Genomic DNA, 12,600 nt, shown 5'->3' on the forward strand with positions numbered 1-12,600 from the left:
GTATGATTGCTTATTTACTACAAGCGGGCTTTTTTCGCCCGGTTGTTTCTATATTAAACACAATGTTGTGTTTTGTAAAGTGTTTTCAGAAACTTTTTTACCAAGATTGTTATCCGGGGGGCCACTGCATTTGGCGATCGCCTAAAATATGACAGTGTAGATGATCTACTGTTTGACCGCCATCAGGACCGTTGTTAATTACCAAGCGATAGCCGTTAGTCAATCCGGCATCTTCTGCCACCTTTTTTGCTGTCAGTAATAAGTGACCCAAAAGTTCTCGATCCTCGTCAGTAGCTTCCTCTAACTGAGAAATTGGTTTTTTGGGAATCACCAAAATATGAGTCGGCGCTTGGGGAGCAATGTCTTTAAACGCAAGGGCTAAGTCATCCTCATAGACAATATCGGCGGGAATTTCCCGACGGATGATTTTGCCAAAGATAGTATCGCTCATAACGAATGAGAAGTTAATTATCTAGTTGATGTTGCAATTGTATGCAATTCTAAACCTAGAAACCTAAGAGTCAAACAAGCTAGGAAGTAACAGTTGCGAGAGTTTACTATATTGGCTAACAGTTTTCAGGGTAATTAATATGCTTGCAAGGGTTTGGAGTGCATCTATTGTCGGCATTAATGCTGTTCAAGTGGGAGTGGAAGTAGATGTCTCTGGGGGACTGCCGAAAACGACTGTGGTTGGTTTACCCGATACCGCAGTACAAGAATCTCGCGAAAGGGTTAAGGCGGCTTTGAAAAATTCTGGTTTTGCCTTCCCTCTGCGGAATATTATCATTAATTTAACTCCGGCGGATTTGCGCAAGGAAGGTCCCAGCTTTGATTTGCCGATCGCTGTGGGTATTTTAGCGGCTTCGGAACAAGCAGATGCTCAGTTATTGGGAGATTATCTATTTTTGGGAGAGGTTTCCCTGGATGGAAGTTTGCGCGCGATCGCTGGTGTCTTACCCATTGCGGCTGCGGCTCAACGCTTTGGTATTGTTGGGTTAGTCGTTCCCGCTAGTAATGCCAAAGAAGCAGCCGTTGTTGATAACATTTCTGTCTATGGTTTTCAACATCTATCTGAAGTAGTAGATTTTCTCGATCGCCCAGAAAATTTTTCACCAATCAGATTAGATGCAAAAGCAGAATTAGAGAAATCTCCTCTTAATGTACCCGATCTCAAAGATGTGAAAGGACAAGCACACGCCCGTCGCGCTTTGGAAATTGCTGCGGCTGGAGGACACAATTTAATCTTTGTCGGACCTCCGGGTAGCGGCAAAACTATGTTAGCTCAACGTTTACCAGGAATTTTACCACCTTTGAATTTTTCAGAATCTTTAGAAGTTTCTCAAATTCATTCAGTTGCCGGTTATTTAAAGGATAAAGGTACGCTGATCAAAGAACGACCTTTTCGCAGTCCTCATCATTCTGCATCGGGTCCCGCTTTGGTTGGTGGTGGTAGTATTCCTCAGCCTGGAGAAATTTCTTTAGCTCATCGAGGGGTATTATTTTTAGATGAATTAACTGAGTTTAAACGCAGTGTTTTAGAATTCTTGCGCCAACCTTTAGAAGATGGTTTTGTCAGCATTTCTCGTACTCGTCAATCAGTAGTTTTCCCCGCTCAATTTACTTTAGTTGCCAGTACCAATCCTTGTCCTTGTGGTTACTATGGCGACCCCATTCAAGCTTGTACTTGTTCGCCTCGCCAAAGAGAACAATATTGGGCAAAACTTTCTGGTCCTTTGATGGATCGGATTGATTTACAAGTAGCAGTTAATCGTCTCAAGCCGGAAGAGATGATTAAACAAAGTACCGGAGAAGAGTCCCAACCAATTCGAGAGCGAGTAAGTCAAGCAAGAGCCAAAGCTTACCAACGCTTTCAAAATGAAAAGAATCTAGTTTGTAATGCTCAAATGAGAACTAAACATTTGCGGCATTTCTGTCAATTAAATGAAGCTTCGAGTAAGTTGTTAGAAAATGCAATTCGTCGCTTAGGACTTTCCGCAAGAGCAATGGATCGCATTTTGAAAGTATCCCGCACAATTGCCGATCTCGCTGGTGATGAAAATTTGCAAACTAATCATGTCGCTGAGGCAATTCAATATCGGACAATTGATAGAATGCAGTAGAGGTTAAGTAAAAAAACTATGAAAATTATCAATGGCAATGGAAGCAACAAATTTTCCCCAGAAGGTTGGGATAGCGTTCAGTCTGTAGCTGCCAGTTTTGGCTTGTCTGGATGGGAACTTTTAGATAAGTTACAATCTCAGCAATTAACATTGATAGAGTTAGAGGAATTAGAAGATTTGTTAGATACTATTGCTGGACTTGAAGGGCTTTTATCAGCGAAGGAAGAGGGTACAATTACTTGGGAAAAAGTAAAAAATGAATTAAATCGTTAATTGACTGTGTATACTGTAGAGTTAACTAAAAATTAATTAATCTATCGACCGATCGCTTCTATAAATTTAATTCATTGTTGCCATAAAATAAGAGTAAACTTGGGATTTAACCAAGAATTTGTGGCATCAGAGACTTTCTGTTACCAGAAGCGGTACAATATGACGGTTGTATTCTCCGACACCAGCCGTGATTGAACGTTATACTTTGCCCGAAATGGGCGATTTTTGGACTGATAACTATAAATTCAAAACTTGGTTACAAGTAGAAATCGCTGTTTGTGAAGCCCAAGCGGAATTAGGCTATATTCCTAGTGAGGCGGTTGAGGAAATTAAAGCGAAGGCTAATTTTGACCCGCAAAGGATTTTAGAAATTGAGGCGGAAGTTCGCCATGATGTAATCGCTTTCTTGACAAATGTCAATGAGTATGTAGGCGAATCCGGTAGATATATTCACTTGGGATTGACAAGTTCTGATGTGCTGGATACAGCTTTAGCACTGCAATTGGTGGCTAGTTTAGATATTATCTTGTCGAAGGTAGAAGAGTTGTCTCAGGCGATACGTTACCAAGCGCAACAGCATCGTTATACAGTAATGGTTGGGCGATCGCATGGAATTCATGCTGAACCAATTACGTTTGGGTTTAAGTTAGCGGGTTGGTTAGCAGAAGTTTTGCGTCATCGGGAACGTTTAATTAATCTCCGTCGCCAAATTGCAGTTGGTAAAATATCTGGTGCGGTGGGAACTTATGCTAATGTTGACCCGAAGGTAGAAGCCTTAGCTTGTGAAAAATTGGGGTTACAACCAGATACAGCTTCGACACAAGTAATTTCGCGCGATCGCCATGCCGAATATGTCCAACAATTAGCACTTTTAGCTGCTTCAATTGAGCGTTTTGCTGTAGAAATTCGTAACCTACAACGCACTGATGTTTTAGAAGTAGAAGAATACTTTTCTAAGAAGCAAAAAGGTTCTTCGGCTATGCCTCATAAACGTAACCCAATTCGTTCGGAAAGGTTAACAGGTATGGCAAGAATTATTCGTGGCAATGCTGTTGCTGCTTTAGAAAATGTTGCCCTTTGGCACGAAAGAGATATTTCTCATAGTTCTGTCGAAAGAGTTATTTTTCCTGACTCTTGCATTTTAACACATTTTATGCTTCAGGAAAGTATTAATTTAGTGAAAAATTTATTAGTTTATCCAGAAAACATGAAGCGGAATATGAATGTTTACGGCGGCGTTATTTTTAGTCAGAGAGTGCTACTTTCCTTAGTAGAAAAAGGCATGACTAGAGAAGATGCTTATCGTCTTGTTCAAGGTTGCGCCCACGAAGCTTGGAATCAAGCAGATGGAGATTTTCATCAATTGATTAGTAAAAATGAGACTGTTAATAAATATCTCTCTTCTGAAGAGATAAAAGCTTGTTTCGATCCCCAACATCATTTGGAAAATTTAGATGAAATTTATCAACGTTTGGGTATCTAAAAAAGAACAATTTTAGCCGGATAAGTTAATTTCTATGCGACTACTAAAACCTCGACCTCCTTACCAACCTCTCCTCCTACGTTTAGGACATGGACTAACCAGTTTTTTTGTCATTGCAGCTATTTTAACTGCTTTTTGGACTTACAATACTTATGACGGACGATGGGGAAGAATTCCGTTACCTAAGTGGAATGCTATTGAGGGAATTCATGGCACATTTGGCTTATTTTCGTTGCTGATATTTCCTTTATTTTTTCTGTATGCAGTGCATCGGGGACATAAGCGGCTGATTCAAGCCAATTCGCTGAAGAAACTAACCCAAGTTGGTAAACCTGTTTGGTGGTATACCCTGCATCGGCTGACTAATACACTCACAATTTTGGCGCTGACTTTTGCCTTATTTAGTGGTAAAATGATGGATGAAACTTGGTTGCCCAAAGGTGAGCTAGATCGTGGTTGGTATTATGCACATCTTATTTCCTGGGTAGTGCTAGTAATTTGTATTAGTCTCCACGTTTTGATGGGTGCGAAAGTGGGAGGTACTCCCCTGTTAATGTCGATGTTTCATTGGCGTTTTCGTGCTAAAGATAGCCCGGTTTTATGGCGAGAAAATATCCGGAGAATGTTAGGAAGGTCGAGAATTTCCTCTAGTTTAGTGCAAGAGTGGTCGCAATTATCTTTTCCCCTGAAAGTGTTAGAAGTTATTGTTTTTGTTAGCTTGGTAGGGGCGTTTATCTTGCCACTTTTTAAGGGGTAAATGAGCGTGGATGACTGGAAATTAATCGCTGGGGAATTATGAATAATTAGTCAAAATTTCATTATTCATAATTCCTTTTGCTTAAATTGATGAAGTCTCTACTCTTGATTTTCCGGTAGTTGTTCTTGTTCTTTGTTATGCTGTTCGATAGTATCTTTTGCGTCATTAGCTTTGTCAATATGCTGTTGTCCTGGTAAAGTGGTATCTTCGGGTTCGCTTTGGGAGGAACAACTAGCGACAAACAGGAGTAAACTAAGAGATGCGATCGCGATCGCACACTTCGATTTAAACATCTATCTCACCTCGTCTCTATCGTGATATATTCATTTTAGTCTGGCGGGAGGATTCGGTGACGCGATCGCGCTTACTAAATTAAGTTTGATTAAGAAAAAATCTCTGGAAAACCTAGTTATTAATTTACTTCATAAAAGCGGCGATCGCCAAACATCCCCAACCAATCAGAAACGCGACACCACCAAAAGGTGTAACGGCTCCTAACCAGCGTACACCACTTAAGGAAAGTGCATATAAACTTCCCGAAAAGATCGCGATTCCCGCAATAAAAGCATAACCTGCAACGGAGAGATAGGTTTGAGATAATTCAGCGCGACTGAGCAACAATGCTACTAAAATCAGTGCTAAAGCATGATACATTTGATATTTAGCACCAGTCTCAAAGATTTCCAAAGCGCGATCGCTAATTCTATCTTTGAGTGCGTGAGTTGCAAATGCACCACCAGCAACGGATACACCTGCAAGAATTGCTGCGATCGCTAAAAAAATTCTACTCATAATCATCTTTGCTACCTACATCAAAAACTTATAAGAAATCTTACCTGATTCGCTTACTTCAAAATCAGCATCAAATTCTTTTGCTTTGCTATCTAAATATTCTTTAGCTACAGCAGCAGATAGATTTGCTTTTCTTGCTAAATCCATAACTGTAATTTTACCATGATTTTCTGCTAACAAACAATCAAAAATAGTTTGGATAAATTCATGAGTTTGTTGTTGCTTTTCGCGAGGTAAACTCCAAATTAACCATCCTCCAGCAGTTGCTTTTAGTTTATTAGCTAATAATGATGAGGTAATTCTAGCTAGTTTTTGAAAGTTACTCTACCTTATGAAGGTATGAAGATAACGGATATTTACTATAATAAAAAAGACAGTTTATCTCATATTTGCTTAATTGCTATGCAACTAACATACTTAGACAGTAATTCCTGGTTAATTGAAATAGCTGGAAAAAGAATCCTTATCGATCCTTGGTTAGTGGATAATTTAGTTTTTGGCAATCAAACTTGGTTATTTAAAGGAGAAAAGCTTACTCAGCGTGAAATTCCGCAAAATATAGACCTAATTTTACTATCTCAAGGTTTGGAAGACCATGCTCATCCACCAACATTAAAAAAATTAGACCATAATCTTCCTGTGGTTGGTTCTCCAAATGCAGCGAAAGTTACTAAAAATTTAGGATATTCTCAAGTAACAGCCTTAAAACATGGAGAAAGTTTTAACTTAGCAAATACAGTAGAAATCAAAGCGGTTCCTGGTTCTCCTATTGGTCCCACTTTAATCGAAAATGGTTACTTGATTAAAGATTTGGCAACGAAGCAAACGATTTACTACGAACCTCATGGCGAACATTCTCCAAGTATAAAAGAAGTTGCGCCTGTGGATGTAGTAATTACACCGATCGCTAATTTATCTCTTCCTTTAATTGGACCAATTATCAAAGGACAAAAAACTGCTTTAGAAATTTGTCAATGGCTACAACCACAAGTAATTTTGCCGACTGCGGCTGGTGGAGATGTGAAGTTTGAAGGTTTATTACTTGGTTTGCTGCGGACTGAAGGAAGTGCGGCAGAATTTAGGGAAATGCTAGCTCAAAATAACTTGAATACGCGAGTTATTGACCCGAAACCAGGAGAAACTTTGGCTTTGGAATTAGTTAATTGATGTAATTTTACGGTACACCTAAAATCAAGTTGTCAGTCTACAAGGAAAATCCTATGTCCGAGACTGTTCCGGCTCAATATAATCTTAAACTGCCGCCAACTCAAAAAGAACTTCCTTGCGATGATGGTATACCAATGGAAACAGCCCGTCACAAAGCGCAAATGGATCTGCTGATGGAAACTTTATCAACTTGGCTGGATGCTAGGGATGATGGGTTTGTGGGTGGGAATATGTTTATTTACTTTAGTCTTGCCCAAGTGCGAAATCAAGACTTTCGCGGTCCAGATTTTTTTGCTGTTTTGGATGTACCGAAAGGTGAACGTCTGAGTTGGGTGGTTTGGGAGGAAGGTAAAGCCCCCGATGTGGTGATTGAACTAATTTCGGAAACGACGAAAGAACGAGATAAAAATGAGAAAAAACGGATTTACCAAAATCAGATGCGAGTTCCTGAGTATTTCTGGTACGATCCGTTTAATCCTGATGATTGGGCGGGATTTGCGCTCCAAAACCGCGTTTATCGACCGATCGCCCCAAATCATCAAAATCAACTGATTAGTGAGTCTCTCGGCTTAGTTTTGCTGCGCTGGGAGGGCAGATATCACGGGATTGAGGCGACTTGGCTGCGTTGGGCGACTTTAGAGGGAGAATTGTTGTTAACTGATGGGGAAATGCGCGATCGCGAACGGTCTGCTAAAGAACTTGCCGAACAACGCGCTGCACAACTGGAATCTCAACTACAACAAGTTGTCCGCAACTTACGCCAACAAGGAATGACTGTTACTCAAATAGCCAGTATCACGGGATTATCAGATACCCAAATCGAAGCAATCAACCCCTAATCACCTTTTCGCGCCACCAAAAAAACGGTAGAGAATCCAATCTTCTCTACCATTTTTTTGCTATTTTGTCAAGAGTTAATTATTCAGCTTTAGTTAAAATTGGTTGCTTATCAGAGGGACGAACCACAACCTTACCTTCCTCATCGATATCAACTTTCGCCGTATCGCCTTCGCCAACGCGACCGGAAAGAATTTCCTCAGCTAGCACATCCTCCAACAAGCGCATAATCGCACGACGTAACGGACGAGCGCCGTAGCTAGGGTTGTAACCTTCTTCGACCAAGCGTTCTTTGAACTTCTCGGTAACTTCCAAGATAATATCTTGTTCAGTTAGTCGCTTGAAGACTTCGCGGAGCATGATTTCGGCAATTTCCTTGACCTCTTCTTTGCTCAACTGACGGAAGACAATAATCTCATCGAGACGGTTGAGGAACTCTGGACGGAAGTAATTCTTCAGTTCTTCATTGACCAAAGAGCGAATGCGGTTGTATTGTGATTCGGTACGGTCTTCGCTGAACTCGAAACCAAGTCCACCGCCACCTTTTTCAATTACCTTAGAACCAATGTTCGAGGTCATAATCAACAAGGTATTCTTGAAGTCTACCGTGCGACCTTTAGCATCAGTCAAGCGACCATCTTCTAAGATTTGTAGCAGCATATTAAATACATCCGGGTGTGCTTTTTCGATTTCGTCGAATAGCACCACGGTGTAGGGACGACGACGCACTGCTTCAGTTAGTTGACCGCCTTCGTTGTAACCTACATATCCCGGAGGCGAACCAATCAACTTAGAAACAGTATGACGTTCCATGTATTCGGACATATCCAAGCGAATCATCGCTTCTTCCGAACCAAAGAAATAAGCTGCTAAAGCTTTAGTCAACTCAGTTTTACCAACACCAGTGGGACCGGAGAAGATAAAACTAGCAATTGGGCGGTTGGGATTCTTCAAACCAACACGGGCGCGACGAATAGCACGAGAAACAGCCTTAACCGCATCTTCTTGACCGATGAGACGTTGGTGCAAAGTATCTTCCATGTGCAACAACTTCTCAGATTCGGATTCAGTAAGCTTATTCACTGGTACGCCAGTCCAAGAAGCGACAATGTGAGCGATTTCCTCAGCATCAACCGAAGGACCTTCTTCATCATTGTCAGATTCAGTTTTCTTCGCATTAGCGATCGCCCGAATCTCCGCCTTAATTTCCATTTCGCGATCGCGTAATTCTCCCGCCCGGTCAAAGTCTTGCGATCGCACCGCATCGTCTTTTTCCTTCAACACCTGACGCAGTTCTTTATCAAGTTCTTTGGCTGCGGGAGGCAATTGGGAATTAATCAAACGTACCCGCGAACCCGCCTCATCAATCAAATCAATCGCCTTATCCGGCAAATAGCGGTCAGAAATATAGCGATCGGACAATTTCGCCGCCGCTTCCAGGGCTTCATCTAAAATTTTCAGTTTGTGGTGTTGCTCGTAACGTTCGCGCAAACCGTATAAAATTTCAATTGTCTCATCTACCGAAGGTTCGCCCACCATTACAGGTTGAAAACGACGTTCGAGGGCAGCATCTCGTTCAATGTGCTTGCGATACTCATCAAGAGTAGTTGCGCCGATACATTGCAGTTCACCTCTTGCCAAAGCCGGCTTCAAGATATTCGCCGCATCGATCGCCCCTTCAGCCGCACCAGCACCGATCAAAGTATGAACCTCATCAATCACCAGAATCACATTTCCAGCTTGACGAATTTCGTCCATAATCTTCTTCAGGCGTTCCTCAAACTCACCCCGATACTTCGTACCAGCGACAAGCAAACCGATATCGAGAGTAACCACCCGTTTTTCTTCAAGGATATCAGGAACATCATTATTCGCGATACGCTGCGCCAAACCTTCAGCGATCGCCGTTTTTCCGACCCCTGGTTCCCCAATCAAAACCGGATTATTCTTCGTCCGCCGACCAAGAATTTGAATTACCCTTTCAATCTCCTTAATTCTGCCTACCACCGGATCGAGCTTGCCTTCGGCTGCCATTTGAGTTAAATTAGCACCAAACTCATCCAAAGTCGGCGTTTTCGTGCGACCTTGATTCGGTCCGACTGCCACTTCCGCCGTTTCGCCCAACATCCGGATCACCTGCGTGCGAACCTTCGAGAGATCCACACCCAAATTTTCCAAGACTCTAGCTGCCACACCCTCACCTTCTCTGATCAAACCGAGAAGTAAGTGTTCGGTACCGATATAATTGTGTCCTAACTGTCGAGCTTCTTCTAAAGATAATTCAAGAACGCGCTTCGCTCTAGGAGTGAAAGGAATTTCCACTGCCACAAAACCCGAACCGCGACCGATAATTTTTTCTACTTCTATGCGAGCATCTTTAAGATTGACACCCATAGATTTCAAGACTTTAGCTGCAACACCCGTTCCTTCTCCGATTAAACCGAGAAGAATTTGTTCAGTGCCGACAAAGTTGTGTCCCAGGCGACGTGCCTCCTCCTGAGCCAGCATAATTACTTTAATTGCTTTTTCTGTGAAGCGTTCAAACATGGTCTATTTCCATAACCTGCTGCGTGCCCGTGTAAGCTGATTTTAGCACAGGGTTCTAGGGAGACTGTTGTTTTTTAGACAGTCACCAGACAATATTTATGACGTAAATCCCGATCCTGATGGTGAGGATTGGCGATCGCGATAATTTTGTTAACCTTTGTCTGCCCTATTTTTTCAAGCCTGATAATGCCAGTTATTGCTTTTCAAGTAATCCTCTATTTCTTGCTGCCATTGAGCTAACTCCACGGCAAATTCTGGGTAAGCCAAACCACCCCGCCAAAGAATCAAAGCATCTTCATTGGTACTTTGGTAGTAACCTCGTCTTCGTCCTGCTTCTCGAAAGCCAAACTTTTTGTATAAAGACAAAGCCACAGTATTACTAGCTTTCACTTCCAAAGTCGCACGTTCGAGACCTCGTTTAACCGCATCTGCTAGCAAGGCACGCAGCAGCATTTTCCCGAAACCTTGACCTTGATAATCTGGATGAACTGCCAAGATTGTCAGATGTGCTTCCTCCAGAATTTGCCAGTAACAACCAATGCCGACAATTTGTTCGCCTTGGTCGTGAGTTGCTTGGGCGATCGCGGGTATGGAAATAACCAACAACTCACTATTAGGACTTGCTAATTCACGCTCATAACCAGCTAATGTCCACAATCCACCTAAACATAATTTGTCCAGTTCGACAACCGCAGGCAATCTTTCTGGTGTTAAATGTAATAATTTTAGTTTTGCTAAAGTCACAGCACTCAATTGTACACTGAAACATGGGCGTGTTTGCGCTTTGTTTGTCCTTGGTCATCGGTCCTTAACCAGCTTAACCTACCGACTAACGACAAATGACTGAAGACAAATGACTAAAATTAAGAATTTGACCATGTTATCGACGGAAAAGAAAGTACCAAATTCAGCGATCGAGTATCTACCGCCGACAGGTGAAACTTCACCTAACCAGCAACTGCTACCTTTAACAGCCAAAGTCAATGAGAACGACTGTCTTGAAATTGGCGGTTGCGACGTAACTAGATTAGTGCAACAGTTTGGTTCTCCTCTTTACATTTTGGATGAGGAGACTTTGCGGGCGGCTTGCAGGCAATATCGAGATAATCTCACCAAGTATTACCCAGGGGAAACGTTAGCCATTTATGCTTCTAAAGCCTGGAACTGTCTGGCTGTCAATGCGATCGTCCAAAGTGAAGGCTTAGGTTTGGATGTAGTCTCTGGTGGCGAACTATATACGGCACTTCAAGCCAACGTCAACCCCGAAAAAATTTATTTTCACGGCAATAATAAGTCTGTTGATGAGTTAGAACTAGCGATTGACTGTGGATGCACGATTGTAGTCGATAATTGGCTAGAATTAACGCTACTGCGGGATTTAATTAGCGATCGCGCCAATGAACCAGTGCAAGTAATGCTCAGGTTAACGCCGGGGATCGAATGTCATACCCATGAGTATATTCGCACGGGTCACTTAGACAGTAAATTTGGCTTCGATCCCAATCAAATCGATCGAGTTTTTGCTTTTGTTAAGGCTCAGCCCAATCTCAACTGTATTGGGCTTCACGCTCATATTGGCTCGCAAATTTTTGAGCGTCAACCCCATCAAGACTTAGCTGCGGTATTAGTTAAGTGGCTCAAACAAGCTAATGAAATGGGTTTGTCAGTCAAAGAATTAAACGTCGGTGGTGGTTTAGGAATTCGTTACACCGAAACTGACGATCCCCCCAGTATTGAAGAATGGGTAAAAGCAGTTTCTCAAGCCACAGTCACAGCTTGTAAAAGCGAAAATGTACCCTTACCCAAACTAATTTGCGAACCAGGGCGATCGCTAATTGGGACAGCTTGCATCACTGCTTACACGATCGGTAGCCGCAAACAAGTTCCCGAAATTCGGACTTATATTGCTGTAGATGGGGGAATGTCCGACAATCCCCGTCCCATTACCTATCAATCAGTTTATCGAGCCGCGATCGCCAACCGTATGTTAGCTCCGGCACAAGAAACGGTAACAATTGCGGGAAAGCACTGTGAATCTGGCGATATCGTCCTTAAAGATGCTCAATTACCCGTTACCAAACCAGGAGATATTCTCGTAGTCATGGGGACAGGAGCATATAACTATAGCATGGCATCTAACTACAATCGCTTGCCCCGCCCGGCAGCAGTTGTCGTCTGTAATGGAGAAGCTAACCTGATTTTACGGCGCGAAACCTACGCCGACCTCATCAAACAAGACCGCTTGCCAGAAAGATTACTTCAACAAAATCAAAGTGACTTAGACCGTTAAAATCTAGCCAGAGGGCAGTTTTTTTGACCTCAAAAAACTTGCCCCCGCCTTCATGGGAACCAAAACCAGAAGTTCGTTAATCGCAGACAGTGTTTTTCGGAGAGATTTTCCCAATCAATCTTGAAGCCAGATCGAGCTTTCCGCACTTGGGCTATTCACAAATTATTGAAAAACGCTATACAGTTACACTGAACAATGCTTGGAGGAAAATCGATTTGAGGATTTGCCAAGCCAGGAACGGCGGATCGTTCAAAACTTCGTCCGGTAGTTCATCTGTTGTGCCAAGCCAATTTATCGATTCAGGAAAATTACCAAGCAGCAAATATTAGCACAT

Annotated in this window: 13 protein-coding genes; 7 read left to right on the plus strand and 6 right to left on the minus strand. The window is 42.3% G+C overall.

Features of this window, described 5'->3' with window-relative positions:
• Positions 1-109: 109 nt before the first annotated feature.
• A complete protein-coding gene (locus tag G3T18_RS01495; protein WP_224408747.1) occupies positions 110-451 on the minus strand; it encodes a histidine triad nucleotide-binding protein in 342 nt (113 codons plus the stop codon).
• 139 nt (positions 452-590) lie between these two features.
• Between G3T18_RS01495 and G3T18_RS01500 the strand changes: the two genes are divergently transcribed.
• The 4 genes from G3T18_RS01500 (at position 591) to G3T18_RS01515 (ending at position 4,633) form a co-directional block, all read left to right on the plus strand.
• Positions 591-2,120, plus strand: coding sequence for a YifB family Mg chelatase-like AAA ATPase (locus tag G3T18_RS01500; protein ID WP_224408748.1), 1,530 nt, complete (start codon positions 591-593; stop codon positions 2,118-2,120).
• 18 nt (positions 2,121-2,138) lie between these two features.
• Positions 2,139-2,393: a hypothetical protein gene (locus G3T18_RS01505; protein ID WP_224408749.1), complete on the plus strand. Its 255-nt coding sequence runs from the start codon at positions 2,139-2,141 to the stop codon at positions 2,391-2,393.
• Positions 2,394-2,580: 187 nt separating this feature from the next.
• Positions 2,581-3,876 carry an adenylosuccinate lyase gene (purB, locus tag G3T18_RS01510; protein WP_224408821.1) on the plus strand — a complete coding sequence of 432 codons (1,296 nt, stop codon included), beginning with the start codon at positions 2,581-2,583 and terminating at the stop codon, positions 3,874-3,876.
• 34 nt (positions 3,877-3,910) lie between these two features.
• Positions 3,911-4,633: a cytochrome b/b6 domain-containing protein gene (locus G3T18_RS01515; protein WP_224408750.1), complete on the plus strand. Its 723-nt coding sequence runs from the start codon at positions 3,911-3,913 to the stop codon at positions 4,631-4,633.
• A gap of 98 nt (positions 4,634-4,731) precedes the next feature.
• On the opposite strand, the gene G3T18_RS01520 is transcribed toward G3T18_RS01515, so the two are convergent.
• The 3 genes from G3T18_RS01520 to G3T18_RS25405 form a co-directional block, all read right to left on the minus strand.
• Positions 4,732-4,926: a hypothetical protein gene (locus G3T18_RS01520; RefSeq protein WP_224408751.1), complete on the minus strand. Its 195-nt coding sequence runs from the start codon at positions 4,924-4,926 to the stop codon at positions 4,732-4,734.
• Between the two features lie 124 nt (positions 4,927-5,050).
• Positions 5,051-5,425: a DUF423 domain-containing protein gene (locus G3T18_RS01525; RefSeq protein WP_224408752.1), complete on the minus strand. Its 375-nt coding sequence runs from the start codon at positions 5,423-5,425 to the stop codon at positions 5,051-5,053.
• Between the two features lie 15 nt (positions 5,426-5,440).
• The gene (locus G3T18_RS25405; RefSeq protein WP_263480233.1) at positions 5,441-5,572 is read right to left on the minus strand and encodes a hypothetical protein; all 132 of its coding nucleotides are present in this window, start codon (positions 5,570-5,572) and stop codon (positions 5,441-5,443) included.
• 255 nt (positions 5,573-5,827) lie between these two features.
• Here G3T18_RS25405 and G3T18_RS01530 point away from each other — a divergent pair, with 255 nt between their 5' ends.
• Together G3T18_RS01530 and G3T18_RS01535 are read left to right on the plus strand one after the other, a co-directional pair.
• Entirely contained in the window at positions 5,828-6,592 is a 765-nt protein-coding gene (locus G3T18_RS01530; RefSeq protein ID WP_224408822.1) for an MBL fold metallo-hydrolase, read from the plus strand.
• Positions 6,593-6,645: 53 nt separating this feature from the next.
• Positions 6,646-7,431, plus strand: coding sequence for a Uma2 family endonuclease (locus tag G3T18_RS01535; RefSeq protein ID WP_224408753.1), 786 nt, complete (start codon positions 6,646-6,648; stop codon positions 7,429-7,431).
• Positions 7,432-7,510: 79 nt separating this feature from the next.
• Here G3T18_RS01535 and G3T18_RS01540 read toward each other — a convergent pair whose 3' ends face one another.
• Together G3T18_RS01540 and rimI are read right to left on the minus strand one after the other, a co-directional pair.
• Complete coding sequence (locus G3T18_RS01540; protein ID WP_224408754.1) at positions 7,511-9,976, minus strand: ATP-dependent Clp protease ATP-binding subunit; 2,466 nt, start codon at positions 9,974-9,976, stop codon at positions 7,511-7,513.
• Positions 9,977-10,150: 174 nt separating this feature from the next.
• On the minus strand, positions 10,151-10,720 hold the full coding sequence (rimI, locus tag G3T18_RS01545) for a ribosomal protein S18-alanine N-acetyltransferase (RefSeq protein ID WP_318013915.1): 570 nt from the start codon (positions 10,718-10,720) through the stop codon (positions 10,151-10,153).
• Between the two features lie 109 nt (positions 10,721-10,829).
• On the opposite strand from rimI, the gene lysA reads away from it, so the two are divergent.
• Entirely contained in the window at positions 10,830-12,266 is a 1,437-nt protein-coding gene (lysA, locus tag G3T18_RS01550) for a diaminopimelate decarboxylase (protein ID WP_449867547.1), read from the plus strand.
• Positions 12,267-12,600 lie beyond the last annotated feature (334 nt).

The organism is Oscillatoria salina IIICB1 (genome assembly GCF_020144665.1).
Lineage (GTDB): Bacteria > Cyanobacteriota > Cyanobacteriia > Cyanobacteriales > SIO1D9 > IIICB1.